This is a genomic window from Candidatus Scalindua japonica (assembly GCF_002443295.1).
Lineage (GTDB): Bacteria > Planctomycetota > Brocadiia > Brocadiales > Scalinduaceae > Scalindua > Scalindua japonica.
Map to the genome: position 1 here is coordinate 14469 of NZ_BAOS01000014.1, position 26019 is coordinate 40487.

Genomic DNA, 26019 nt, shown 5'->3' on the forward strand with positions numbered 1-26019 from the left:
TCAGTTAAGCTCTGACAATCTATTGTTTTAAAACAACTACTAATAATCTCAACAACAGATAATTTAGGAGAATTTGTCATGAAAATTCTGATAGTAATTCTTGCAACATTATTACTACTTACAATTCCGACTGCTGTCTTCGCTCAGTCTGATGAAGACCATGATGGTATTCCAGACTGGGTGGAGCTGGGTTGTGTCGATGAGACCATGACCGATTGCCCTCCGGCACAGCCTGACAATGATAATGACGGAATTCCGGATTATCAAGACGTAGACGATGATGGTGACGGAATCCCCACCATACTTGAGGGAGATATTGATACAGATGGCGATGGTATACCTAATTATCTGGACGAGGATTCCGACGGTGACGGTAAGCTTGATATCGATGAAGGTTTAAATGACGATGACGGAGATCTCATACCAAATTTTCTTGATGCCCATGACGAATCTCCATGCCCGGATGAACTATTTGAACTCGACTCTGATGGTGACGGGCTATCAGATGCTGCTGAAATGGGACCTGATTGCGAAGAGCTGGACACTGATAATGATGGTATCCCAAACCACCTTGACACAGATGACGATGGCGACGGCATTCGTACATCTGATGAAATAATAGATGATATCTTTGCTGGTTACTTTGATTTGGATACTGGTGAATTCATTTTATATAATGATGTTGATGGTGACGGCATCCCAAATTATCTAGATACAGATTCTGATGGTGATGGGAAATCAGACGAAGAAGAACATAATCCCGCTTTAGGTACTCACGGCACAGACTCAGATTACGATGGTATTCCAAACTTCCTTGACCCTGATGATCATGATGGTCCGCATGGAGATCCGGATGGTGACGGATTGAGCAATGGACTTGAGATATCTATCGGGAGCAATCCTTTTTCATCAGATACTGATGGTGATGGTATTGGAGATGGTACAGAATTTGGTAATGAAAACCCCAATAAACCGAAAGATACTGACAAGGACGGGGTGATTGATATCCTGGACACTGACGACGATGGAGATGGTATCCTGACTGAAGACGAGGGCAGTGTTGATAGTGATAGAGACGGTATTCCTAATTATCTTGATACAGATTCTGATGGCGATGGTATTTCTGATGCCGATGAAGGTTTTGGTGATAAAGACTGCGACGGCATTCCAGACTATGTAGACCCTGATCAAACTGATGGGCCTTGCTATGATCCTTGTGAATTTATATTTCCCGATTCCGTTTGGATGCAGGAGTGGTGTCGTGACCATTTAAATTTTTCTGACGAAAGAGTCATACACCATAAAAACAGTAAAAATAAGCGTAGAAATTCAGCCAGAAAAGTTAAGAAAAACTGAAAGAGCGCAAGATATTTAAAGATTGCCAATGAATAAGCGCTTGTGGCAGATTTTTGGTTTACAGGCTAACCCTTAGCCGTAAAGTTTTAACCATTTCAGGCAACCTGTTTCAGGTTGCCTGAAATACACCATTCCATGTTTCTTCTTTTTCCTTAACATGAGAAGCAGCAATAGTATAAATCTATAAATCGGGCGGACACAAAACCTATCGAAAGTGAAGAAATGTTCTTACTTTTGCCTGACTTAATTTTACTTATACTTCTCATTCAACAGTTTCTGGTGCTCTTCTCTGTTTTTTATAAGCCCTGCTTCGTATAAGAACAGTGACGGGTAAAACCTCAGCTTTTTTACTTTGTCTACTTTTGCGTAAGAGAGCCATAAGCCATCTTTTGCTCTTGTTACTGCCACGTAGAAAAGCCTTCTCTCTTCGTCTATGCTACCACCTTTATTAGCTAATTTCCTATTGGGAAAACGACCGTCCATTAAATCGAGAATATAGACGTCTTTAAACTCCAGGCCCTTACTTGCATGAACGGTTAAGAGGTTGACACCCTCACCTTTTGTAAGTTCATTTGAGCCGAGTATCATGGAGTTGAGGAAGCGTTGGTTGTCTGTATAATTTTTTGTAAGGTCTTTAATGAGAGAAACTTTTCTTTTAATATTTAAGATAGCCCTCTCTTTTACCTCTTCATTGATTTTCTTGTTTCTGTCTAAAGCCCTTTGATCAGCTAAAATATTGGTAATATATTTATAGATCTTCGATTCACTTATTGCTTCAACCATGGAGATTGGTTTTTTGGTCCTGACTATCCTTTTATACAATAGATAAAAATCATTCAAAAACCGGACACTCTCATCTGTTAATTTTGGATGTTTGAGTATCGGACTATTCGCAATCTTATCATCTAACTCCAGGTGTGAAAATTTGGACCCACTTTCCAGATGGACAAAATCATCAAACAGGGCCAGTTGATAATTCACTTTTCTTTTTTCAAATGGGTTTCTGATACTAGTGTCAGGATGGAGGATACCCTGGTAAGCGGAGCCACGTCCCAATCTTTTCAAAGCTTCAAAAATGTCTTTCGCTGTCGCGCTGCCGATGCCCTTCGCGTATTCGAAGATATGAATAAAGGCCATCATGTCTTTGGGGTTTACAAAAAACGAGTACATATCAAAAAGTATTTTTACCTCTTTCGCGTCGAAAAAGCTTTTTCCACCTCTCCTTTTACAGGGTATACCAAGTTCTCTTAAACTTGCCTCTATTCCATCTGCCGAAGAGTTGTTCCTGAATATCACAGCCACATCTTCATAATTTGAGGGGTTCCCTTTTATCATATAAGAAACTTTACTGTACTGCTCAAAAAGCTCATTAAATTCCAATAGTGATGGACTTACCGGATCGTCCTTTCTCACCACTATCAGCTCTTTCGGATATATCCTGTCATTAAAGTTTATCACTCTGTCCGCCAGAGAGAGGATCAATGCAGTTGATCTATAATTCTTTTTAAGAGAAAACACTTTTGCGCCTGGAAACTTTTTAGAGAAAGAACCTATCAGATTTATATTGGCGCCATTGAACGCGAAAATACTCTGATCATAATCTCCAACACAGAAAAGCGAAGAGGGGTCCATTTTATCTATCAGTGAGCCTTGCAGAGAGTTTGTATCCTGATACTCATCCACTAAAACTTCTTTATAATTTACAAACAGGTCCGCGTTTAAGAGGTCTCTCGTCTTGATCAGCAGATCGTTAAAATTTATGTAGCCGTAGCTCTCCTTCATCAATTCATATTCATTAGATATGTCTTCATATATATCAGAGTAGAAGTCATGATCAGGATAGTTGTCACGCATCCAGTCTCCAAAGCCAAGCTCCAGTTCTGTGTTCTGGTAAAACGAATATATATCATAAAGATAGTTAGCTGAGTATTCAGCTACCTTGTACGCAAGTTTTTTAAACTCACGTTTTTCATAAATGCTTCTAAAAAGTGTTTTAAGTTCTGTCTGTTGTTTCAGCAAAAGACCGGGATTGTGCTTTTTCAAAAGCTTATAACAGATTGCATGAAAAGTACCAGCTTCTATTCTTGAAGTAACTTCATTAGGAAAAAAGCGTGTCAGCCTCTCCACCATTTCAGTAGCTGCTTTATTGGTAAACGTGAGTAGTAAAATTTCCTGAGGTGCCACATTAGAATTGAGAAGATGGGCAATCCTTCCAACTATTGTTGAAGTCTTTCCCGTTCCGGCAGACGCAATAACGATATTACGTCCGGTTTCAGCAGTAGCAGCGTTTAACTGTTCTTCGTTTAAGAGGCTTAATGGCATTTCTATCTTTAAGAGTCCAGATCTGGAAATCTTGTTTCATTGAGAAACAATGCGTTTTGGTGACAGGCGACTATTTTCAAGAGGGGGAATGGTAAAGCAAAAAGCGGCAGAATGCAACAGGTTTTTGTAACTCAGTTGAGAAGAAGAACATACATCGTCCCACAATTATTATGTTAGTACAATATTATTATTGCAATATCATTTATAATCAATAGTTATACAAAAATTTATACTATCCATTAAATGAATCACAAATTGCATGGCACGTTTTTCCACCTGAATGACAAATCGGGCAGGCCAGACGGGCCGTGTGAAAAAGGTTTTTGACCGCCCGGATGAATCCGTTCGCCAGCCCGACAAAGCGGTTCTGGCGGGGACGAGCGAAACATCCCCCTTACATTTCTGGTCAAGAATCGCCCAATTTTGGTATTAATTTTACGGTTTAGTCTGGTGTTTGAATCTAACTTTCAAGAAACACCCTCCCAATACAGCCAGACCAATAATCAAAAGTACAACAGTCTGAGGTTCCGGGACTGCAGCAATTCCAAGCGTCACAGTGAACTCATCAAAGCTGAATCCATTACCTGTGTTATAAGCCAGCATGACTGATTGCCCGATAGGAATAGTGTTAGTTACCGGAAAGTTATACACGTCTGCTAAAGGGACGGTGCCAACCAGCGTAATTGGTGGCCCACCGGCAATAGTCAGAATTGCATCTTCCGCATTGGTAAACGATGACAGGATCAGTTGGTCGAACGTGACAAGTTGATCAAATGTGATGGTAATCAATTCGGTAACACCGGAGCCGTTATCAATTGTATCGGTGTCATCACCAGCTCCCAAAGCGTTAATTCCGAATCCACCCGCAGTCTGGTTTAATACGCCGTCATTGGATGACAATGTTGCGGTCAATCCATTCTTTGTTATAGGACCTGTAACTAAACCATCCACAAAAGTACCCTCTGCTCCGCGCAAGTCAAATGTAATGGAAAACGCGTTTGCCGGTACAGACAAAGCACAAACTGAGGTCAGAACCATAGACATGAAAAGCAAATATTGAATTGTTTTATACCGTAACACTAGAGCAGCCTCCTCATCCATAAGGTTTAAAATAGAAACAAAAACGAACTAATTTACGTTAATAAAGTTTCTATTCAGAAAGTCCGGCCTCCATGCCAGACTGCCACTTTGTTTCTTACATTTTAGTGAAACTCGTGGCATTTGTTAGATATCTCAACATCGGTGAGAATAATCAAACCATATTTTTCTTATCAGGTCAAACAAATATTCAAAAAACTACGATTTCTTTTTCTGTGAAACAGCGACTTTTTACTCTGAAAAAAAACTAGACAATTGAAGGCATAAGTTGTAAATTCTTTTGAGTTCAATAAATCATCATACGTAAGGTACGTTGTCCTCTGTCCTATAGAATAACTTTTTCAGTTTGAGGAGAATATCTATGTTTGTTTCGATAAAAACCCATGTCATAGTATTACTGATTTTTGCTACGATGACTCCTTTTGTTTTACTAAGAATTTTCGCGTATCCAATAATACAATCGGATCTCAAAACAGTGATTATGGATAACCTGGAAGCAATCGGACACAAACAGGCAGAGTTGGTGACCACCTGGATGCATGAGAGAATGAAGGACGTCATTGTTGCAGCAAGCAATCCTAATGTGGCCAATAGCATTATATTTACAAAAGAGGAGAAGGAGTATAGAGACACCGTCAAATATCTGGAAACATTTGTGACTGAGTATGGCTACAAAGGAGCATTTGTAAGTGATAATAAAGGTACAATCATACTTGCAACATCAGAAGAACGTATTGGCATGGATATTTCAAAAATGAATTTTTTTAAACAGGCAATTCTGGGAAAGACTTTTACGTCAAGTATCATGCCTTCAAAAATCCCTCTTACAAATGAGTTTGAAGAGAAAGAATTGGGATTACCTACAATGTTTATTGCATCACCCCTGAAGGATGAAAACGATGTCATAACAGGCATTATCACATTAAGGATTCATGTAGGCATACTGAGTAATTTAATGCATAGCTACGCATATGGAAAGACTGGAGAATCTTATCTTGTTAGCAAAAAAGGATACATGCTCACAGAATCGAGGTTTACTGAACATTTAAAAAAAACCGGTGCGGTTAGTAAGAGGAGTGCTATGGAAGTCAGGTTGATTGACCCGGAAACAGGCAAATTAACCTTAGGTGCCAGGCAGTGTATTGCAGGTAAGAACGGTTCTAATGGAGTCGGCTATAACGACTATGGGGGTATCTCTGTACTGGGAGTATGGGAGTGGGTACCTGAGTTTAATTGGGGAGTTATTACGGAAATAGATAGAGCCGAAGCTTATGGGCCTGTTTACAACCTTAAATACATTGTCCTTGCTTTGATACTGTCGATAGCATTTCCATTCTTATTAGTAGCTTATTTTCTTGGCAGCAGATTTTCCACTCCTATCATCCGGCTTAAAGAATTTACCGAAGAGATAACTTCAGGAGATTTAACCAAAAAAGTGGAAATTAAAAACCATAATGAGATAGGTGAATTGGCAACTGCCTTCAACATTATGACAAAAGCCCTACATGAGAAGACAAAAGAGACAAAGGAATCTGAGGAACGCTACAGAAAAATGTTTGATTCTCTCAAGGAAGGTGTATATCAATGTGAACCAGAAATCGAAGGAGTGTTTACATGGGTAAATCAGGCCTGTGCGGAAATGTTTGGCTACAATTCTCCGGAAGAGATGGCTGGTACAAAGGTCAAGAATATCTACGTAGACCCTGGAGATAGATGGCGGCTTCTGGAAATACTGGAAAACCACGGAATATGGAGAAACTTTGTCTCTAATTGTAAAAAAAGAGATGGTGAACCTCTTTATACAGAACGTACAACAAATATGATCAGAAACGAAGCAAATGAGCCTGTCCTGATTGAAGGGATAATCAGGGATATCACTGAGCGAAAAAGGCTGGAGGATGAGTTACATGAGTCTGTTGAACGCGACAGAGAGCTGTTTAATTCTCTTAGAGAAGGCATTTATCAATGTGAACCAGGATCTGAAGGAGCATTTACATGGGTAAATCAAGCCTGTGCTGAAATGTTTGGTTTCGAATCTCCAGAGGAGATGATGGGTACAAAAACAAAGGATATTTTTGCTGATCCTGAAGATAGATGGAAATATCTTGAAAAGCTGGAAAAATATGGATTTTTGAGAAACTTTGTTTCTAATTGTAAAAAGAAAAATAATGAATGTTTTTTTACCGAACGCACTGCCAATTTAATCAGAAATGAAGATGGTGAACCTGTCACTATTGAAGGTATAATCAGGGATATCTCTAAACAGAAGATGCTGGAGGAAAGACTGAAAAACTCCGAAAAATATCAAAATGATAAGGGTTGATATTTCTCAAACAGACAGATAATATTCTATAAAAATTGATAACCCCCAATCCTCTTTTCCGTTGACTTTAACAGTTAAAAGACTAAAATTTAAATTTCAAACCGTCTATTTTAAATCAACGTTTTTGAAAGGGAAAAATTGTGAAGCGAACTGTAACCTCTATAGTACTTATTGTTTTTATCGGTTTGGTAATTGGATTTTGTACGAACAGTGTAACTACCTTCGCCAATGACCATGCAACTGGCAACTGCGCACAATGTGGAGAACCGAATGACGGTCATGTCGGTGCGATAACAGTTGAATATGATGGTGAGCATCAGACTTTCTGTTGTCCAAGTTGTGCCACTAAGTACGCAAATGCGCATCAAGAAGGAATACACCATCAAGGCAAAGGCCATCACGAGCACGATGACCATGGTAAACACAAAGGACATGATGAGCACCAAGACCATGGTAAACACAAAGGACATGATCATTAGAACGAATTAGTTATATATTGCGTAATATAAAAAGACATTCTTGTTTTAGCAAAAAGCAAGAATGTCTTTTTTTGTAAAGTAAGGGGACAAAATGATTCATAAAACTGCTATTATTGATTCGGGCGCTGAGCTGGCAAGTGATGTAGAAGTTGGCCCATATACCTTTATTGAATCGGATGTAACTATTGGGGAAGGCACTGTTATTGGCCCTAATGTCAATATCAAATCATACACTTCAATAGGTCCACGCTGCCATATCCATACCGGAGCTGTCCTGGGTGGAACACCTCAGGACTTAAACTTCGATGGCGGAAAATCATATGTTACTATCGGAGCAAATTGTCAGATACGCGAAGGCGTAACGATCAATCGCGGAACCCAGCCAGATTCGACAACAGAGATTGGTGATGACTGCTTTCTAATGGCGTTATCGCATTTTGGCCACAATGTCAAACTCGGCAACAAAGTTATAGTAGCAAACGGTGCATTATTAGGAGGTTATGTTGAAGTTGGAGATCAGGCTTTCATCAGTGGAAATTGTATTTTACATCAGTTTGTAACAATAGGTCGATTGGCCATGCTGGGTGGCGGTTGTGGCGCATCCAAAGACGTTCCTCCTTTCTGCCTGATGAAACCGTTAGAGGCAAATAAAATCATAGGCTTAAACTCAGTTGGCCTGCGCAGATCAGAATTATCAAAAGATGATCGGCAGGAAATCAAAGAGGCATTCAAGATCCTTTTTCTATCAGGTTTGAATATAAGACCCGCTGTCGAAAAAATCAAATCAGCATATCCCTCAGGTCCGGCTTATGAGCTTGCAATATTTATAGATGAGTCAGAACGTGGTATCTGTGTGATGTAAGTATTTAAAAAAAGGATGACCTTGCTTTGATGATGCTTCGTAATTTTTCTGAATTAAGTGATACATCACCAATACGAGGCGGCCCATTGTCCTCCTCATGACGCATTCTACCATGTAATAAACCGGGAGAGTACCCTCCCCTATCCAACACATACTTACCTATTTCAAAAAGGCTCCATCTCCTTTCTCCTCCTAAATGGAATAGACCTCTCAACTCAAGTGTAAGCGCGGATATCACTACCCGGCCAACCTCTTCACATTCAACACAGCTTCTGTATTCATCATAAAAGAGCGTTACCGGCAGGTCTCTCCTGAACCTGTTCTCTATCCAATCAATCGCTCCTTTTTTGCCAACAATTGAATCTCCAAGTGGCAAAGCCAGTCTGATAATACAATAGTCTCTGCATTTCTGAATATATCTCTCCGCGCTGACAAACGTCTTTCCTACAACGTTAATAGGACCAGGCGCGTCATCTTCGGTATAACCGTTTGTGGGTGCATTGTAACCGGAAAATACCAGATCAGTGCTCATATAAACAACAGGTACGTTTTTGCCAAACACATCTACCACCGCCTTTGTTCCCAGTACATTCAGTGAATGTGCCCATTCCGGTCTCTCTTCACATACATCCAGATCACAGACACCCGCACAATGGATTATGTGAGTTGGTTTGAATTCATCTCTTATTTCTTCCAGTTTTACCCGTTCTGTAATACAGAATGATTCAACATTTTTCGCATCGGGAACAACGGAATTTGGAGGCTTTAAACCAAATAATTGATTATCCGGCAACAGATTACGTAATTGCGTGAATATAGGCCATCCATGTATTGATGTGACTCCTGTGACCAATATTCTCCAAGAATCAGGAATTATCATTATGTAAAGATTAAAGCCTTGAAACCTCGTGCATTAAGTGTAAGTTGAATATTGGCTATACTCAGGAGTTGTCAAGTCTAAGCTGTATAAAAGAACTACTCATTCGTTGGATTAGCACGGACAAACGAGTTCCCGCCCGGCCTTGCCGTTCGCCAGCCCGACAAAAATGTTCTGACGGAGACGGGTATTCATACAACCCGGTCTGGCAATCTCTCTCTGCGATTTTTTTCTGAAGTTATTTATACGGAATCGTAACCAAAAAATAGCAAGCCTCTCGAAAGAGAGGCTTGCTATCTGGCAACCGAGTTTGGAGTATCTGAAGTCAAATATATTTATCACTAACTTTAGTCCACTTCAAACTTAAGGCACTTTTACACTTCTCTACTTAGAAACCTGACCAAACTCAACAATCGCGTTGTATTTGTAGCCACTACCAAAGTCTTTATCAGAAAACAGTACACCCTTTATAGTTACTGTGTCTCCAACCGATGGAAGGTCCATAGTAGTGACAACCATATCATTGTCCCCACTCTGTGCGCTACCAGTCCCATCCTGGATATGCAGCCAGTTTTTGTTCATGATCCGCGGAGTAACCTTGACTACTTCTCCCGTAAGAATAATATCTTTATTATCAAGCTCTTTTCTCTTCGCAAAAAGCTCTGAAACCGTATATGAGTTAGCCCCATCTACCTTTTCGACCTTTATGTCCTTATGAGCAGAAGGCTTGGCTCCACTACTGCCTAAAGTCTTCTTTTGAGGTTTTGCATCTTCTGGTGCTGACCCTCCCTGTGAAATCAGCCCCTCAGAGAAGAGAATTGAATCAAAAGTACGGTTCAGGGACGGGCTCTTGTACTCAATCATTTCAAAACCGGCTGCCAGGACTACATCCTCTCCAACAGAGACCTTGCTTTCAGGTATTGCAACCCATACCATATCTTTCTTAGTTTGAAGAAGGATATAGGTGTAACCGGCGCTGTTCATCGTCTCTGCTACTGAACCCACAAGCGGGTCCTTTGACATAGCCTGAGGTGACACAGACTGAGGACTTTTATGTGTATCCTCATTAGATAATGAATACTGAGAAGCATAAGTTAAATTAACAAACGCAATAGTTGCAAACAGCAAAATAAGAGACAAAACAGCTACTGATCTTTTCATTTCTTAATACACCTTTCTGATTTTATAGTTTATTACAAAATAAATTTAACAGGGTTTATAAATAGTTTAACAAAAAGAGAGTTATCAATTGTTCCCATTGTAAAATAAAAGTAAAATATAGTACTTTTATATAAAAAGAAGTGGATTATTCAAAGTAAATTTTTTTTAATGCAAGATATTATCCATAACATGAAAACGTTCCTGATATGTCATCGTGGCGCACTTGGTGATTTTATACTTACATGGCCGGCACTCCTTTGCTTGAGAAAGACATTATCTGATTATCATTTTCTTGGCATTGGAAGACCAGAATATATGCGACTAGCCATAACCCTTGACTTGTTAGACACTTATCTTGACAATGAATCATCTGAACTACTTGATTTTTTTTGTGGAAAGCGTATTCCTGAAGAGATTGGAACTCCACAGGGAGCCGTACTCTGGCTGACAAACGGACAGGAAACAGTAAATATATTAAAAAAATCGGCTTCACTACCGGTTATCTGTATACCCCCCTTTCCGACAAAACAGATACACTTGTCACACTATTACAGATCAGTCATTCAAACTCATTTTAACATGATAATACCTCCAGGTCACTCAGATTATCTACCTACCAGGACTACGGAAAATCAATATGCACTTATTCATCCAGGAAGTGGAAGTTTAAAAAAAAATTATAATACACTCCTTTATAGAGATTTGGCGAAGCTATTGAGACAAACCGGTTATCAAAAAGTTAGTTTTATTTTTGGACCGGTTGAAGATGAAAAAATGAATAAAGAAGACTTTGCCGGAGAGTGTATAGAACGTCCAAAGGATGTAGAGGCGCTGGCAGATTTATTATCATGCGCGTCACTTTATATTGGAAACGATTCGGGTGTAAGCCATCTTTCCGGATTCCTGGGAATACCAACAATTGCCCTCTACAAATCTACAGATCCAGAGGTATGGGGTGTTTTAGGTAAAAAAGTTGTTTATATTCGGTCTAATGAAGAGAAATCAGCCTTGCATATGATAAAGGAGTGTTTGAGATCTTTATGACTGTTGACTATTAGATTTGTGAGTCAGAATAAGGGTTTCAGTAGTAAAAAGAATGCAATAAGAATCATTAACCCTTTTTATTCATCAGTTCTTTTCTTTATCTTGTCATATACATTTTTTCTATGAATAATGCCCAATACCAATACTTCACTTTTCGCCACTTTGAAATCAACTCTATAATCTCCTACCCTTAGTTTCCAATAACCTTTGAGGGTTTTTCTTAAAGGTTCCCCGTATTGATGTGGAGCGGTCATGAGGCGTGTTTCTATTGCTTTTTTAATACGCATTCTCGATCGCAGATCAATTAATGGTATGTCCGTTTCCTTTACATAAGGATGATTGATAAGGAACTGATATCCATCTTCTTGCTCCTTAAGATATAGATGCTATAAATATGGAGAAATAATATCCGCTCTAAGACCTTCGCTTGGATCGACGTTACAGTAGAATTGCCACTCACCGGTTGTATTCGGTTGTTTGAGTTCCTCTTCCAGCCAGGCAATACTTTCCTTGTTAATCCGCCCAAAGCTGAATACTCTCTTCTCTTTTTTACTTATAAAAAAATCTCTATCATCCTCTACATAACTATTATCTTTAAGAAGCTGATGCTTGTTCATCTCAACAAAATCAAACTCTATCACTTTAAGATCTCCTCATATTCATCTATTCTGTTAGTTTTTTATTAATAAAAAACTAACAGAATAGTATAGAATGTCAACTAATTTCGATGACTCAGTGACTCCAGGACATGAAAATATATCTCCCTTTTATAGAGCACAGCGGCCATGTCACTGCTTATAAACACATCATCACGGCCGTCTGCCATTAGTCGGGCGGGGATGATGCACTCCATATTACCCTTTTGAAATAAGCGGGATATACCTGTTTTCCAAAAACTGTACTGAAATCCTACAACAAGAGCAGCGAAGGCGGGCAAACGTCTTAATCTACAATAGCGCCTTATCGAGATCATCAATTAAGTCATCAACATTTTCAATTCCAACAGAGATTCGGATAAGTTCGTCTGATATTCCCAGTTTTTCTCTGACCTCTTGCGGAAGTGATGAATGCGTCATTATTGCCGGATGTTCTATGAGCGACTCCACACCGCCAAGACTTTCCGCCAATGAAAATATCTCTACCCTTTCAAGGAAACTCCTTGCCGACTCCAACCCTCCTTTTATAAAGAATGTAATCATTCCTCCAAAACCTGACATCTGCCTCTTTGCGAGTTCATGTTGAGGATGAGATTCCAAGCCGGGGTAGATAACGTTTGTTACGTTGGAATGTTTTTCCAGAAATTGCGCTATCTTCATTGCATTGTCTGCATGTCTCTCCATCCTGACGGCAAGGGTCTTAATTCCCCGTAAGGCCAGAAAACAGTCAAAGGGGCCCGGTGCCGCGCCTGTTGCGTTCTGAAAGAAATGAACTTGATCATATATCTTTCTGTCATCAGTTACCACAGCACCTCCAATCATATCACTATGCCCGTTCAGGTACTTAGTAGTGCTGTGCACTACAATATCAACTCCGAGGTCCAGGGGATTCTGGAAGAAAGGGGTCGCAAATGTATTATCAGCAACGGTTAATATATTATTACTCTTTGCAATGTTTGTAATTGTTTCAATATCCGTAATCTTAAGCAACGGGTTTGAAGGGGTCTCAATCCAGATTATTTTTGTGTTGTCTTTTATATGTTTTTCTATGAATTCCGGTCTGCTTAAGTCTACAAAATCAAATTCAAGGTTCTGTTTTGATAAAATCTTTTCAAACATCCTGAACGTACCGCTGTAGACATCATCACAGCATATTACGTGATCACCTGTGCCCAGAATGCGGATAACCGTAGAAATGGCAGACATTCCGGAAGGGAACGCCAGACCATATTTTCCCTCTTCCAGAGACGCGATATTTGTCTCCAGTGCAGTTCGGGTAGGATTATGACTTCTGGCATAAACATATCCTTTTTTCTGGCCTGGAGATTCCTGCACAAATGTACTTGTCTGGAATATCGGAGTCATCACTGCACCGGTAAATGGTTCAGGTTCACATCCGGCGTGAATTGCCCGTGTTTCAAATTTTTTCTTCATATATTTCTGAAAAATTATCAGAGTTAGATAAGAGTTACAAATCCTGACATCGGCAGGGAATATATGCTTAAATCAAAACGCCCATCAGTTCTGTATTAGAAGAACTGATGGGCGTTTTGATACTTTGCTTATCCTTGTGAAACTTTAAATCCAATATGTTTCAATGCATCTATACGAAAGCACAATGAGAGAGCCTACAACTACAAAAACAAAACTACTAAATTTGAAAAAGTTAAACATCTTGAAAGCCTTCATTAAAAGCTAATTTTTTGAAGAGAAATTTTTCCAGATTGCAATTGTTTACCCATCCACACCACTTTAACGGTGTGAATGGGTTTTTTAGAGTTCTCATTATCCTTCAGTAACGTTATATCCTAACTTTTTTACTGCTTTTATGAGATCACCAACACTTGTCTTTCCTTCTTCCAGATGTAATTCTGCCTTACCATCTTTATGGCTTACGTTAACATCACTGACACCACTGCATGCAGACAAAACTTTTTTTACCTTGCCTTCGCAACCACCACATGTCATACCCTTAACATTTAACGTTACATCTTTTTTCTTCGGATGTTTTTCAACATCTTCGCAAACGGTACAGGAAGCCTGCACAACTGTATAAGAAAATGCAAAGGTAAACATCACAGCAGCGAAGATTATACAACTCAATTTTAAAGGTTTATTCATAACTTATTCCTCCTTTTAAAAAAACACATAAAAGTAAAAAACCCTTTTACCAGGGCAAAACTTCCAACTCTACTTTTCGTTTAATATATTTGATATTTCTTCCAAATCATTATCCGGAATTCCCCAACCTACAGCGCCTATATTTTGTTCAACCTGATCCGGGTTTTTCACCCCGACAATTGCCGTAGTCACTCCTTTTTGATGAAGCAACCAGTTAATGGCCAGCTGGGCCAACGTCTTACCATGTTTCTGCGCAATCTTTTCAACTCGCCTGACTTTTTTAATATGTGAAATATATACATCACCGGTAAAATTACCGATAATTTTCTGTCCACGCCAGTCATCAAATCTGGTGTTTTCATCGTATTTACCAGTTAATACTCCGGATGCAAGCGGGCTGTAGCAGATTACTCCTATATTATTCTCGATACAAAAAGGAAGACCTTCTTCCTCAATATCTCTCTCCAGCATACTGTACATAGGTTGAAGTGATATTATCTGTCCGCATTTAAGACTCTCCTGTATTTGACCGACTGAATAATTGCTCACACCTATATAGCGGATCTTCCCTTCCTTCTGTATCTGCATGAGAGTACTCATCGTCTCTTCAACAGGCGTATTTTCATCCGGCCAGTGAATCTGGTATAAATCTATATAATCTGTTTGCAGTCTTTTCAGGCTCAGATCTATCTCTTCTAAAATAGATTCTCTTGTAGAAATTTTCTCTATAGCCTTTAACTTTTCTTTTTTCCATTTTAGACCGCATTTTGTTGCAATTATGACATCTCTACGTTTTGATTTCAGACAACTGCCTAATAACTTTTCAGAAAACCCAAACCCATATACCGGAGCAGTATCAAAAAAATTAATGCCAAGATCAATTGCCTTTTCAATGGAACGAATAGAGTTCTCTTCACCTTCTGTACTCCAGAATGGTTTGCCCCCTATCCCCCATGCACCGTAGCCTATGGTGGAGACCTTTAAATCACTTTTTCCAAGTTGTCTGTATTCCATTTTTTTAAGACCTGCTAAATTAATTTCTAAACTGTAATTATTACTCTTTATTTATTCTAATAAAAACACATCTAAATGAAAGGATATTTTACAAAATTTACGGTAAGGGCAATGCCATAAGGTTCTTATTTCAGATGTGTTTTGCAAACTTAAATACTGTATTAGTAGAGAGTTTAAGTTTTTGTTAAAGATAAAAATCTATTTTTCTCTCTAATCTCCTTCTACTAGAGGAACAAATCGAACGGGAATAGTATTTTTTGTTTCGATGTTTCCGTCTTCATCTTTTTCCACAATCAGCAGATCCTGACTAAGATAGTCATTATCAACAGGGATAACCATCCTCCCTCCCGGTTTGAGTTGTTTTATTAATGGATCGGGAATCTCTGGTGCAGCGGCTGTAACTATTATTGCATCAAATGGTGCTTTTTCCGGCCAGCCGAGTCTGCCATCTGATATCCTCACTTTTACATTATCATATCCAAGATTTTTCAAACGTTCAGATACCTGAACCCCTAATTCTTCAACTATTTCTATAGTATATAATTCCTTAACAATTGAAGACAGGACAGCGGCCTGATAACCCGAACCGGTTCCTATTTCCAGAACAACATCCTCACTATCAACTTCGAGCATTTCAGTCATCAGCGCCACAATATATGGCTGAGAAATTGTCTGTCCTGATCCTATCGGTAGCGGCTGGTCAAAGTAGCTACCTCGCCTGTATCTTTCAGGGACAAACAGATGCCGCGGAACGCTATTCATTGCATCGAGAACTCTTTTGTTTTTTACTCCTCGCGCCGCTATCTGCTGCTCGACCATCATCGCTCTTTTTCGAGCGAAATCCTTATCTGGAGATTCTACTTCCTTACCGTTTGCAATTGAAAGATCTCCTTTCTGTATAAAAGGACGGAAACTGTAAAAGATGCATAATATAATAACTACTATCGTTATAAAGGCTAAAAATTTCATTTTTTCCCATAGGTTGAAAATGCTTATACTTCAATTATAACACCACAGTAAACCATGTCAAGAAAGGTATGCGCTTCTCAATACACAGGTTTTACTTGCATCAGGGTCATTTAGAAATTATACTCACAGCCGGAATATCATTAAGCCAGATACCCTTCAATTAAAAATGGAAAAAAACAAGAAAACAAAGAGCCTGAAAGAAGAATGTTTTGTTATAGACACAAGCATTTTTACTAATCCGGATGTATATATTACTTTCGGTAGAACACCAACTACCGCTCTGAAAAATTTCTTGAAACTCATAACGAAACTGGATGTCCCTAATTTTTATATGCCTCCATCAATTTATGAAGAACTCATGAATTTTGTAGATATTGACAAGGTACCTAAGGATCTTCAGATCAGGATTTTTCAGAAACCTCCAAAAAAGTATCAGATGAATGTACCCTCTTTTCTGCTCTATGAATTAATAGAAGATGTGCGCCATCGAATAGATAAGGGGCTAAGAGTCGCCGAGCAGGCGGTGAGAGAAGTAATAACCGATAACGAACCGGACACGATAAATAATCTCAGGAAAAAATATCGCGCCGCGTTAAGAGAGGGAATAATTGACAGCAAGGAGGACGTCGACTTAATTTTGTTGGCAAAGGAATTAGATGGTATTCTTGTTACTGCTGACAAAGGAATAATGACATGGGCAGATAAGTTGGGAATTCGTTATGTTGAATCACGTAATCTTCGTGGGATTATAAACAGTTTAGGGTCCGAGAAAAAATAATCTTACACTCTCACACCCCATCTTCAGGCCATCTTTGTCCTAACTTCATTCACCGAATCCTCAACGCAGCTTAGGCTGGGCTTGCGGTTTGACTCATTAAGATCGACCAAATCTGACCTAAAAGTGAGTGCGACAGTTTATAAAGTTATTTTTTTATCGGACCCTAGTCAAAGTGTGAACTACCGTCCCAGTGTTTCCGTATCACTTCATATGAAGGAAAACACCTCCTGACAATTTCTACATGCCATTGTCGTCCAACTTTATCCTGCCGGACCAGATTGGCGTCTACTTTACATTTATGAAAATGCTCAAACAATTTCTTGATGTTCTGCTCTTTATTGAATCTTACTTTAAATCTTTCAGTTATCATTTTTCCTTCCGCTGCCTTCTTCAGATTTTCAAAAAGCGGCAGCAGCAGGGCCTCTCCTGTTTTTTTAAGAAATTCATCATTCAGAGGTAAGTCATTCTCCAAAAGATAAAAAAGCGACCTTAACATTCTATGCGTAAAAAATTCTGCCTGGTACTCTATCATTAGTGGAGAAGTTATCTTCATATCCCTCAAACACGATCCAACGGTAACATATTTCACGGTTTTTCCAGATGGATCTATTGGTTTAAAGACAAGGCCCTCACAACCTTTTTCGTTCAAACCCTGAATGTGTCTCTTTAAATCTATTATGTCAGAAGGTGCATAACTGCCAAATCTGGTAACTGTTGGTATTCCATATCTATCGAAAAACTCATATCTCTTTTCGATAGGCATTTGATGCTCACTATTCATCTCTTTAATGTCAAATGCAAAAAAACTAACATCCTCGGTCACATAAGGAGGTGATTCTCCATTGTATGGATTTTCCGGCCCTGCTATTTCACCACATACAATCAGTTCAGGGTTTTTTGTAAAAAAACTTTCATAGTTAAAAAAATCTCCCAATCTATCGGTACTGAAAGGACAGACATAACTACCTCTGGTGAAAGCAAATACCTTGCCCTGGACCTTAGCAATTCTAACATTATAGCCGTCCACCTTTTCCTCTACGTAAAAAGAATTTCCAAAAGCCAGTTTGATACCATTTTCCAAATGCATAATTCTTGCTATACGCGGAAAGTCATAGATTATTCCCGAATAAGTTACCACCGTACCCTTTCTTAACTGTCCGGTTCTTTTCACTACCCTGTAGTAAGTAATTCCGTCAAACTCATCGGGTATTATACTGTGATCCTCTAAAGACTCATTCCATAAGTCTTCTGTCATATTTACCTTTGAAACAATTTGCGGAATTCTCATAATTTAAAATCATTTTTGAAAAAATATTTTTGTTATTATACTGCTCTTATTATATTATTAAACTTGTAACCTTCAACTTTTTTAATATTGACAGTATTGCCAATCAAAAGTATAATTCTAAAAAATTCTTAATATATTGCATTTCTTAAAAAAACACATACGTAAAAGTATTTTACATATAGAGCAAGTCATATTATCCCAGTCTCCATATATATTAAATAAATTAGCATAATAGCTAGTTTGTTTTGTCATATTTCAAAATAACTGTAAAAGAATAGAATGAGATTACCATACTACACATGGAAATAATGTCTGGTATGGCATAATATATGCGGTTACAATTTACATTGGCATATTAAGTTTTTCGTAGTCGGAGATATTTTATGTACATTATTTTTGGTTGTGGTGTAACAGGAAGTGCAGTTGTCGACTCATTACACAAGTCCGGAAAAAAGTTGTTAATTGTTGATAAGGACGAGAATGCCTTGGCTCCGTGGAGGGAACAACAGGTTAATGTAGCTGTATCAGACATGGAATCCTTTGATGTGGACTCACCGATCTACAAAAACTCTAATATATTTGCAATCCTCACGGGTGATACCGATGGCAACCTGTCAATGGTAAAAAGGATAAAGGAGAAGACGCCTGATAATTTTATCATTGTAAAAGCGTCTAATAAGGAAGAAGCAGAAGCACTGGAATCAAATGGCGCTGATGAAATATTGCATACAGGTAATGTTCTGGCTAAAACGGTATTATCTACTTTCGATACTTTCGAAATGGACCATTCCGCTTTTACATTAGTTAACACGATAAAGGAATTGAACGGTAAAGAGATGGCAATCTTCCTGCAGGACAATCCGGACCCTGATGCAATAGCATCGGGACTTACCCTTAAATACATATGCAAGTACTGTGACGTCGAAAGCACACTCTATTATGGAGGAAATATCAGTCACCAGAAGAACAAGGCATTGATTAATTTGTTAAATATGGATTTAATAAGCATAAAGACGAAAGAAGCCGTTATGGAGGTAGTACGGTCTGCAGGCAAAATAGCACTGATAGAAGCATCAATTCCCTCAAGAAACAATGTCTTACCTGAAGATGTTACGCCCAATTTAATATTTGATCATCACCAGGTAGATATTAGTGCAGTTAAGGGAGATTTTGTTGATATCCAAACTAACATAGGCGCAACCTCCACAATTATGACTAAATACATTCGGCAACTAAACCTTAAACCCGATACATCGCTTGCTACGGCTTTATTATATGGAATTCGCACGGACACAAAAGAGTTTACCAGAAATACTTCTCCAGATGATCTGAACGCAGCATCATATCTATCACCATTGGTAGATAACCATATTATGAGCCTGTTAGAACACCCCCCTATGAGCCTGGAAACACTGGATATCATCGGCAGAGCTATTAGAAATAAAGAAATCAGGGGTTCATACCTTGCATCATTTGTAGAATTTATTAATGACCGGGATGCTTTGCCACAGGCAGCAGAAATGATGCTGCAGTTAGAGGGTGTATACACTGTTCTTGTTTTCGGGATAAATGATGATAAGGTTCAGTTATCAGCAAGAAGCAGGGATTCAAGAGTAAACCTGGGACTGATTCTGCAAAGCGCATTTGGCGAATTAAATTCAGGTGGTCACGCGACAATGGCAGCCGGAGCAATCAATCTTGGAATCCTTGGTGATGCGAACGACAGAACATCTCTTTTAAAAGTAACTTCTGATGCGGTCAAAAAAAGATTTTTTTCCTCAGTTGGAACCGAGTTTGAAGCGGAAACAATGCCAACAGATGAAGAATCTCAGGTGAACTTAGTCTGATCGAAAATAGCAAAACTCAAATCACAAACTATCTTCTTCACTCCAATTTGTCGACTGGCGGTTCGAATAGTATTGAAATTGACCGGACTTAAACTTCCGTCTCAAAATATTCTTTAACCGTTTTTTCAACCAACTTCTAAAAAGCGGGACCATTAAGACAAAACCAGATACATCTGTTATCATTCCAGGTGTGATTAACAGTGCACCGGCAATGAGAATAAAAAAACCGTCGATAAGGCTATCTGTCGGAATTATACCATTTTGCAAGTCTGCTCTTATTTGTCTTTGAACACTTAAACCCTGACTTCTGGCGAGCAAACCCCCTATTATACCGGTTATAAGCACTATAATTATCGTCTGGAAAGATCCCAGATATCTTCCGACCTGTATTAAAAGATACAGTTCTATTAAGGGTATAACCGTAAATAGTAAAATAAGTCTGAATAGCATATTATTTTATATATACATACATAATTACTGAATAAATTCGAAAAAAGCTTGACTTAAAGTTTTTATATCACATAACATAGCAGCATACAATAATTCAGCAAAACTCAGTCTCACTTTGTAAAACAATCTTTTTTAGAAATATTATGACAAACTTTGTAAACAAAACCGGGAAAAAACTGATAATCAGGGAGTTAGACCCAGCTACTGACTTGTTGAAAATATTTCGCCAGACCCAGGGTAACTCTAAAAACTTTTTTCTTGATAGCGCTGACAACAATGAAAAGACCGGAAGGTACTCATTTATAGGCTATGATCCATTTCTTACCGTCATGTCAAAAGGCTGTAATATATTAACACAAAACGGCCATAGTATTACCAGAAAAACCGGAAATCCATTTGATGAACTGAGGCGTCTGTTAAGCAGCTTTCATATGGAGAACAGTTTTGAGTTTGTCCCGTTTACGTGTGGCGCTGTCGGATACTTTGCCTACGATCTGTGCCATTTCATTGAAAAGCTACCTGATACTACCATTGATGATATTGAATTTCCGGAAATGTGTTTCAGCTTTTATGACACAATTATAGGTGTTGATCATCTTGAGAACCGATATTTTTTACTATCTGTAAATATTAATCAGAATTCCCAAAAAAGTACAGCGAAAAGAATTGACCATGTGTTAAGAATGATTCGTAATGGATTGAACTTACCTTATGAAGAAGAGTCGCGAATTAAAGGAAACAAGATAAAACGAAAAATAATAAGTAACTACTCTAAAGAAAACTATTTAAAGGCTGTAGACCGTGCAAAGCAATATATCAGTGCGGGAGACATTTATCAGGTTAATCTTTCACAGCGTTTTCAAACACAGATTGAGACATCACCCTATGACATATATAAAAGATTAAGAGAAATAAACCCCGCATCATTTTCATCTTATTTGAAATTTGACAATAAATACATAGTCAGTTCATCTCCGGAAAGATTTCTATCTCTGAAAAACACACCGATTGGTACTGGTAAACAGAGTGATAAAATAGAGCGAATTATTCAGACAAGGCCAATCAAAGGTACCCGGCCCAGAGGCAAAGAAGAAGATATTAACAAAAGAATGAAAGAAGAATTACTCTCAAGCAAGAAAGACGATGCGGAATTAGCGATGATTGTAGACCTTGAACGAAACGATCTTGGACGGGTGTGTAATTATAATTCAGTAAAAGTAACAGAGAAAAAAATACTGGAGACACATCCTACGTTGTATCACCTTGTCGCAACAGTGGAAGGAAATCTGCACTCACGGTATGATACCATAGACTTACTAAAGGCTACATTTCCGGGAGGTTCAATAACCGGTGCGCCGAAGGTAAGGGCCATGCAGATTATTGATGAATTAGAACCAACCAAACGAAGTGTATACACCGGTGCAATAGGATATCTGAGTTTTAATGGAAATATTGATCTAAACATTGCTATAAGAACATTTTTAGTAAAAGACGATCATATCTTTTTTCAAGTTGGAGGTGGGATAGTCGCAGATTCCAACCCGGAAGACGAGTATCAGGAAACACTTCATAAAGCCCGGGCATTAATAGAGACGCTTGAGTAGTGCTTTTGGAATGCGGTGACCGTGTCACTGTTTTAATATGCATCATCACACCCGCCCGGCCAAGTCCTTCGGACGGGGATGATGCGCTCCATATTGAAACGCACTTTCCATATTCAATATTATGACAAATTTCATATTTTTAAATGGCAAAGTAATGCCGGACACAGTGGGAAATATTTCATCTGGAGACAGGGGGTTTCTCTATGGTGACGGCATTTATGAAACACTTCGTTCGTATAATGCGAAGCCTTTTAAGCTTTCTGAGCATCTGGAACGTATGCGACACTCTGCAAAGCAGCTCAGGATTTCTTTCGACTATACTAATGCAGAAATAGGCGAGTGGATAAATAAACTGATAGAGAAGAACTGTGGCCAGGATGCCTACATCAGAATTACACTTTCAAGGGGCACAGGAGGAGGCAGGCTTCAAATGGCTGATAATATTGATTCAACTTGTCTGGTCCAGGTCAAACCATTTACACCGTATGAAAAAAAGCTTTACGACGAAGGAATGTCTCTGATTATTTCAAATTGTCGAAGAAGTACTTCAAACCCGATTTACTGTTATAAATCAACGAATCTATTGACAAGTATTTTGCTGAAAGAAGAAGCAAACAATAAATTTGCCCATGAGGCGATTATACTTAATACAGACGGACATGTTGCCGAATGTGTGGTAAGCAACATTTTTTTGGTACACGGTGGGAGTGTTGTTACCCCTTCACTTGACACAAATATCCTTCCGGGAATAACAAGGAGGACAGTGCTTGATATTTGTAATGACAACGATATCTCAGTCAGCGAAAACCGTTTTACAATAGAAACATTAGTCAAATCGGATGAAATATTCATTACCAATTCTCTGATGGAAATAATGCCGGTTTCAAGGATTGAAAATTATAAAATAGGAGAAACAATACCAGGAAAGATTACGAGACTGCTTATGAATGCTTACAAACGCTTGATTTAAATTTATACATCAACGTTTTATATCAACAGCCACCTTTGAGCAATACTTACAATTGAGGTTGCAGAAAGTAAATTATTTTATTAAATCCTTGAGATTCAACATGGCGAAACTAATTGACGAATTTAGAGAAATTATTGGCGATCAACATTTTTTATCACTCCTCGCATTCTTAAAGGACATTGGTCCTGACGCACGTACGCATAGAATATGTGTAGTAATTGCATCAATATTGAGATTTGCGGTCAAGCAATTACCAGCCCATTGCGAAGATGGGTCTCTTTCTCAAGCATTGCTCATGCTTGATGAACAACCACATCTTGCCAAGGAACAATCTGATGAGTTTGAAATGGTTTTTGGGTTGATAGACGGCCTGTGTTGTGAAGCAGGCATATTGAACGGACGGGAATCCGCACAAGGCGAGAATTACAGCATATCAGAAAATGCAATCTTAGAGTATGCCGCATGGTACAACATGCCATGGGAAGATTACTAATCCAACCAATCGAAACAGATTGATTTACTCCCATTCAATGGTACTTGGAGGTTTTGAACTGATGTCGTAAACGACACGGTTAACACCTCTGACCTCATTAATGATACGACTCGAAATACGGGCCAGTACTTCGTATGGTATCTTTACCCAATCTGCTGTCATAAAGTCGGTTGATTCAACCGCCCTGAGTGCAATAACATTCTCATAGCTTCTCTCATCTCCCATAACACCAACAGTACTCACCGGTAAGAATACAGCAAAAGCCTGGGCAATTTTTCCATACAGACCCGCCGATTTTATCTCCTGTATCATTATTTCATCCGCAAATCTGAGAGTTTGTAATCTATCTTCTGTAATATCCCCTATTATCCTTATGGCAAGGCCCGGACCGGGAAAGGGATGTCTCCATATAATATCATCCGGCAGCCCCAACTCAGAACCCATTTTTCTAACTTCATCTTTAAAAAGCTCCTTTAGGGGTTCGACAAGTTCGAAACCCAACTCCGAAGGCAACGCCCCCACATTATGATGGCTTTTAATAGTAACAGTAGGCCCTCCATGCGCAGAAACACTTTCTATAATATCCGGGTAGAGAGTGCCCTGTGCCAGGTATTTGATATCAGCAATTTTATTTGCTTCATCCTTAAATACATCAATAAATTCATGACCGATAATTTTCCGTTTCTGCTCCGGGTCGGTTACCCCTGACAATTTCTCTAAAAACCTCTCCCTCGCATTCACAAAATGTAAATCTACCTTGAAATTCTCTTTAAAGGTTTTAATCACACTTTCTGATTCGTTCATTCTCAGCAATCCGTTGTCTACAAAAACACATGAAAGATTACTGCCTATCGCATTATAAATAAGGGCTGCGGCAACGGCAGAATCAACGCCACCTGATAAACCACATATAACTTTTTCTTTCCCCACCTGCTTTTGTACTTTCTCTACAGCACTCTTTATATAGGAACTCATCTCCCAGTCTCCGGAACAGCCGCAGATTTTGAAAAGGAAATTATTCAGAATTTGTTTACCGGATGGAGTATGCGTAACTTCCGGATGGAATTGTACACCGTAGAAATCCCTTTCTTTATGTCTTGCCGCAGCGTATGGACAATTATCAGAATACGCAAGAGACTGAAAATCATCAGGAAGTTCCATTGCCTGATCGCCATGGCTCATCCAGACATCTATAGAATCATCCAGTGAAGAGAATAGAGTGGAATGGTCCTTCACGGTACATCTGGTATTTCCATATTCTCTATTTTCCGAAGAATTTATTTCAGCACCTAATATCTGGCTACCCAATTGAAACCCATAACATATTCCCAAAACCGGTATATCCATATAAAGCAGCTTCTCATTACACCTTGGTGCGCCTGAAGCATAAACACTGGCAGGACCACCGCTCAAAATAATTCCTTTAGGATTCTGTTGTTTGACGTCTTCAGGAGTTATTTTATGTGATACTATTTTACTATAAACGTTTTGCTCCCTGATTCTCCTTGCAATCAGATGAGAGTACTGTGAACCGAAGTCAACAACAAGTATAGCTTCGTGTGTTTTACTATGCATTTTTCCTGAAATTATAAAAATAATTTTTCTAACTCTATGAAACAGAACAACATTACCGCTTCTTTTTTGCGGTTAATAGTATATTCAAACCTGGATCTCTTTTTTTTAGACTGTACACGTAATACAATATATCATTGAAATAATCAAGTCAGTTTTTTTTTATATACAAAAAACTAAAATCATGGCAGTTTCAGGGTGTTAAAAATCCCTTGACTTTATTTTTTTATTGGGTATATTCAATCCGAAATTCAGGCAAAATACTCTTTTAAAGATTAAGGGAGTATGTTATCATGGAGCCCGTTTAATTCAGCAAGCAGGCAAAAGGAGGAATACATTGAAAGTAGCAGAATTAGCGCAATACAAACAAATACTTTTAGATCTCAGGAAAAAACTGGTTGGCAATGTGACCTTTATGGAGGATGAAGCATTAGGTAAATCCAGACAAGATGCATCCGGAGATCTATCAAATGTCCCTATCCACATGGCAGATGTAGGCACCGATAATTACGACCGCGACTTGACGATTGGATTGATCCAAAATGGCGAAGAAGAGTTGAAGGCTATTGATAATGCACTGGAAAGAATAGGCAATAAAACATATGGCACTTGTGAGGAATGTGGAAAGAAAATTGCCAAAGCACGTCTTGCGGCATTGCCTTATGTAAACAACTGTATAGAGTGTCAGAGGCTGGAAGAAGAGGGAGAAGAGGGAGAAGAAGAAACTGGCTAATA

Annotated in this window: 24 protein-coding genes; 11 read left to right on the plus strand and 13 right to left on the minus strand. The window is 38.7% G+C overall.

Going from position 1 to position 26019, the window contains the following annotated elements; translation table 11 throughout:
- Window positions 1–78: 78 nt before the first annotated feature.
- Complete coding sequence (locus SCALIN_RS08855) at window positions 79–1356, plus strand: hypothetical protein (protein ID WP_096894149.1); 1278 nt, start codon at window positions 79–81, stop codon at window positions 1354–1356.
- A 249-nt stretch (window positions 1357–1605) separates the two neighbouring features.
- Here the strand turns inward: SCALIN_RS08855 and SCALIN_RS08860 are convergent, their stop codons facing one another.
- Together SCALIN_RS08860 and SCALIN_RS08865 are read right to left on the minus strand one after the other, a co-directional pair.
- Window positions 1606–3678, minus strand: a complete 2073-nt coding sequence (locus SCALIN_RS08860) for an ATP-dependent helicase (protein WP_096894150.1) — start codon at window positions 3676–3678, stop codon at window positions 1606–1608.
- 435 nt (window positions 3679–4113) lie between these two features.
- Entirely contained in the window at window positions 4114–4758 is a 645-nt protein-coding gene (locus tag SCALIN_RS08865; protein ID WP_096894151.1) for a PEP-CTERM sorting domain-containing protein, read from the minus strand.
- Window positions 4759–5137: 379 nt separating this feature from the next.
- Here SCALIN_RS08865 and SCALIN_RS08870 point away from each other — a divergent pair, with 379 nt between their 5' ends.
- The 3 genes from SCALIN_RS08870 to lpxA all read left to right on the plus strand — a co-directional run bounded on the left by SCALIN_RS08870 (window position 5138) and on the right by lpxA (window position 8440).
- Window positions 5138–7099 (plus strand): PAS domain S-box protein, encoded by a 1962-nt coding sequence (locus SCALIN_RS08870; protein WP_096894152.1) that lies wholly within the window; start codon window positions 5138–5140, stop codon window positions 7097–7099.
- Window positions 7100–7239: 140 nt separating this feature from the next.
- Entirely contained in the window at window positions 7240–7578 is a 339-nt protein-coding gene (locus SCALIN_RS08875) for an eL24 family ribosomal protein (RefSeq protein ID WP_096894153.1), read from the plus strand.
- A 91-nt stretch (window positions 7579–7669) separates the two neighbouring features.
- Window positions 7670–8440: an acyl-ACP--UDP-N-acetylglucosamine O-acyltransferase gene (lpxA, locus tag SCALIN_RS08880; protein ID WP_096894154.1), complete on the plus strand. Its 771-nt coding sequence runs from the start codon at window positions 7670–7672 to the stop codon at window positions 8438–8440.
- A gap of 4 nt (window positions 8441–8444) precedes the next feature.
- Here the strand turns inward: lpxA and SCALIN_RS08885 are convergent, their stop codons facing one another.
- Both SCALIN_RS08885 and SCALIN_RS08890 read right to left on the minus strand, forming a co-directional pair.
- Window positions 8445–9293, minus strand: a complete 849-nt coding sequence (locus SCALIN_RS08885) for an SDR family oxidoreductase (RefSeq protein ID WP_162532231.1) — start codon at window positions 9291–9293, stop codon at window positions 8445–8447.
- 408 nt (window positions 9294–9701) lie between these two features.
- On the minus strand, window positions 9702–10478 hold the full coding sequence (locus SCALIN_RS08890) for a DNA-binding protein (RefSeq protein WP_096894156.1): 777 nt from the start codon (window positions 10476–10478) through the stop codon (window positions 9702–9704).
- A 168-nt stretch (window positions 10479–10646) separates the two neighbouring features.
- Between SCALIN_RS08890 and SCALIN_RS08895 the strand changes: the two genes are divergently transcribed.
- Complete coding sequence (locus SCALIN_RS08895) at window positions 10647–11522, plus strand: glycosyltransferase family 9 protein (RefSeq protein WP_096894157.1); 876 nt, start codon at window positions 10647–10649, stop codon at window positions 11520–11522.
- Window positions 11523–11599: 77 nt separating this feature from the next.
- On the opposite strand, the gene SCALIN_RS08900 is transcribed toward SCALIN_RS08895, so the two are convergent.
- The 6 genes from SCALIN_RS08900 to SCALIN_RS08925 all read right to left on the minus strand — a co-directional run bounded on the left by SCALIN_RS08900 (window position 11600) and on the right by SCALIN_RS08925 (window position 16282).
- Window positions 11600–11809, minus strand: a complete 210-nt coding sequence (locus SCALIN_RS08900; RefSeq protein ID WP_096894158.1) for a type II toxin-antitoxin system RelE family toxin — start codon at window positions 11807–11809, stop codon at window positions 11600–11602.
- Window positions 11810–11908: 99 nt separating this feature from the next.
- Window positions 11909–12163 (minus strand): hypothetical protein, encoded by a 255-nt coding sequence (locus SCALIN_RS08905; protein WP_096894159.1) that lies wholly within the window; start codon window positions 12161–12163, stop codon window positions 11909–11911.
- A gap of 306 nt (window positions 12164–12469) precedes the next feature.
- Window positions 12470–13612: a cystathionine gamma-synthase gene (locus SCALIN_RS08910; RefSeq protein ID WP_096894160.1), complete on the minus strand. Its 1143-nt coding sequence runs from the start codon at window positions 13610–13612 to the stop codon at window positions 12470–12472.
- Window positions 13613–13963: 351 nt separating this feature from the next.
- Complete coding sequence (locus tag SCALIN_RS08915; RefSeq protein ID WP_096894161.1) at window positions 13964–14299, minus strand: heavy-metal-associated domain-containing protein; 336 nt, start codon at window positions 14297–14299, stop codon at window positions 13964–13966.
- Window positions 14300–14368: 69 nt separating this feature from the next.
- Window positions 14369–15313, minus strand: a complete 945-nt coding sequence (locus SCALIN_RS08920) for an aldo/keto reductase (protein ID WP_096894162.1) — start codon at window positions 15311–15313, stop codon at window positions 14369–14371.
- A 210-nt stretch (window positions 15314–15523) separates the two neighbouring features.
- Window positions 15524–16282 carry a protein-L-isoaspartate(D-aspartate) O-methyltransferase gene (locus tag SCALIN_RS08925; protein ID WP_203415409.1) on the minus strand — a complete coding sequence of 253 codons (759 nt, stop codon included), beginning with the start codon at window positions 16280–16282 and terminating at the stop codon, window positions 15524–15526.
- Between the two features lie 166 nt (window positions 16283–16448).
- Here SCALIN_RS08925 and SCALIN_RS08930 point away from each other — a divergent pair, with 166 nt between their 5' ends.
- On the plus strand, window positions 16449–17060 hold the full coding sequence (locus SCALIN_RS08930; RefSeq protein ID WP_096894163.1) for an RNA ligase partner protein: 612 nt from the start codon (window positions 16449–16451) through the stop codon (window positions 17058–17060).
- Between the two features lie 163 nt (window positions 17061–17223).
- Here SCALIN_RS08930 and SCALIN_RS08935 read toward each other — a convergent pair whose 3' ends face one another.
- Window positions 17224–18348 (minus strand): RNA ligase, encoded by a 1125-nt coding sequence (locus SCALIN_RS08935; RefSeq protein WP_096894164.1) that lies wholly within the window; start codon window positions 18346–18348, stop codon window positions 17224–17226.
- A 383-nt stretch (window positions 18349–18731) separates the two neighbouring features.
- Here SCALIN_RS08935 and SCALIN_RS08940 point away from each other — a divergent pair, with 383 nt between their 5' ends.
- Window positions 18732–20195 (plus strand): DHH family phosphoesterase, encoded by a 1464-nt coding sequence (locus SCALIN_RS08940; protein ID WP_096894165.1) that lies wholly within the window; start codon window positions 18732–18734, stop codon window positions 20193–20195.
- Between the two features lie 21 nt (window positions 20196–20216).
- On the opposite strand, the gene SCALIN_RS08945 is transcribed toward SCALIN_RS08940, so the two are convergent.
- Complete coding sequence (locus SCALIN_RS08945) at window positions 20217–20645, minus strand: FxsA family protein (protein WP_096894166.1); 429 nt, start codon at window positions 20643–20645, stop codon at window positions 20217–20219.
- A gap of 143 nt (window positions 20646–20788) precedes the next feature.
- Between SCALIN_RS08945 and pabB the strand changes: the two genes are divergently transcribed.
- The 3 genes from pabB to SCALIN_RS08960 all read left to right on the plus strand — a co-directional run bounded on the left by pabB (window position 20789) and on the right by SCALIN_RS08960 (window position 23712).
- Window positions 20789–22249, plus strand: coding sequence for an aminodeoxychorismate synthase component I (pabB, locus tag SCALIN_RS08950; protein ID WP_203415410.1), 1461 nt, complete (start codon window positions 20789–20791; stop codon window positions 22247–22249).
- 154 nt (window positions 22250–22403) lie between these two features.
- Window positions 22404–23219: an aminodeoxychorismate lyase gene (gene pabC / locus SCALIN_RS08955; protein WP_162532232.1), complete on the plus strand. Its 816-nt coding sequence runs from the start codon at window positions 22404–22406 to the stop codon at window positions 23217–23219.
- 100 nt (window positions 23220–23319) lie between these two features.
- Window positions 23320–23712: a hypothetical protein gene (locus tag SCALIN_RS08960; protein ID WP_096894168.1), complete on the plus strand. Its 393-nt coding sequence runs from the start codon at window positions 23320–23322 to the stop codon at window positions 23710–23712.
- 24 nt (window positions 23713–23736) lie between these two features.
- Here the strand turns inward: SCALIN_RS08960 and guaA are convergent, their stop codons facing one another.
- Window positions 23737–25287: a glutamine-hydrolyzing GMP synthase gene (gene guaA / locus SCALIN_RS08965; protein ID WP_096894169.1), complete on the minus strand. Its 1551-nt coding sequence runs from the start codon at window positions 25285–25287 to the stop codon at window positions 23737–23739.
- Between the two features lie 334 nt (window positions 25288–25621).
- Between guaA and SCALIN_RS08970 the strand changes: the two genes are divergently transcribed.
- Complete coding sequence (locus tag SCALIN_RS08970; RefSeq protein ID WP_203415411.1) at window positions 25622–26017, plus strand: TraR/DksA family transcriptional regulator; 396 nt, start codon at window positions 25622–25624, stop codon at window positions 26015–26017.
- Window positions 26018–26019 lie beyond the last annotated feature (2 nt).

Excerpts from the sequence above, each read along its gene's own strand:
- SCALIN_RS08855 (WP_096894149.1), top strand. The coding sequence starts at position 79 with ATGAAAATTCTGATAGTAATTCTTGCAACATTATTACTACTTACAATT.
- SCALIN_RS08860 (WP_096894150.1), bottom strand. The coding sequence starts at position 3,678 with ATGCCATTAAGCCTCTTAAACGAAGAACAGTTAAACGCTGCTACTGCT.
- SCALIN_RS08870 (WP_096894152.1), top strand. The coding sequence starts at position 5,138 with ATGTTTGTTTCGATAAAAACCCATGTCATAGTATTACTGATTTTTGCT.
- lpxA (WP_096894154.1), top strand. The coding sequence starts at position 7,670 with ATGATTCATAAAACTGCTATTATTGATTCGGGCGCTGAGCTGGCAAGT.
- SCALIN_RS08890 (WP_096894156.1), bottom strand. The coding sequence starts at position 10,478 with ATGAAAAGATCAGTAGCTGTTTTGTCTCTTATTTTGCTGTTTGCAACT.
- SCALIN_RS08895 (WP_096894157.1), top strand. The coding sequence starts at position 10,647 with ATGCAAGATATTATCCATAACATGAAAACGTTCCTGATATGTCATCGT.
- SCALIN_RS08900 (WP_096894158.1), bottom strand. The coding sequence starts at position 11,809 with ATGCGTATTAAAAAAGCAATAGAAACACGCCTCATGACCGCTCCACAT.
- SCALIN_RS08910 (WP_096894160.1), bottom strand. The coding sequence starts at position 13,612 with ATGAAGAAAAAATTTGAAACACGGGCAATTCACGCCGGATGTGAACCT.
- SCALIN_RS08915 (WP_096894161.1), bottom strand. The coding sequence starts at position 14,299 with ATGAATAAACCTTTAAAATTGAGTTGTATAATCTTCGCTGCTGTGATG.
- SCALIN_RS08920 (WP_096894162.1), bottom strand. The coding sequence starts at position 15,313 with ATGGAATACAGACAACTTGGAAAAAGTGATTTAAAGGTCTCCACCATA.
- SCALIN_RS08925 (WP_203415409.1), bottom strand. The coding sequence starts at position 16,282 with ATGAAATTTTTAGCCTTTATAACGATAGTAGTTATTATATTATGCATC.
- SCALIN_RS08930 (WP_096894163.1), top strand. The coding sequence starts at position 16,449 with ATGGAAAAAAACAAGAAAACAAAGAGCCTGAAAGAAGAATGTTTTGTT.
- SCALIN_RS08935 (WP_096894164.1), bottom strand. The coding sequence starts at position 18,348 with ATGAGAATTCCGCAAATTGTTTCAAAGGTAAATATGACAGAAGACTTA.
- SCALIN_RS08940 (WP_096894165.1), top strand. The coding sequence starts at position 18,732 with ATGTACATTATTTTTGGTTGTGGTGTAACAGGAAGTGCAGTTGTCGAC.
- SCALIN_RS08945 (WP_096894166.1), bottom strand. The coding sequence starts at position 20,645 with ATGCTATTCAGACTTATTTTACTATTTACGGTTATACCCTTAATAGAA.
- pabB (WP_203415410.1), top strand. The coding sequence starts at position 20,789 with ATGACAAACTTTGTAAACAAAACCGGGAAAAAACTGATAATCAGGGAG.
- pabC (WP_162532232.1), top strand. The coding sequence starts at position 22,404 with ATGCCGGACACAGTGGGAAATATTTCATCTGGAGACAGGGGGTTTCTC.
- SCALIN_RS08960 (WP_096894168.1), top strand. The coding sequence starts at position 23,320 with ATGGCGAAACTAATTGACGAATTTAGAGAAATTATTGGCGATCAACAT.
- guaA (WP_096894169.1), bottom strand. The coding sequence starts at position 25,287 with ATGCATAGTAAAACACACGAAGCTATACTTGTTGTTGACTTCGGTTCA.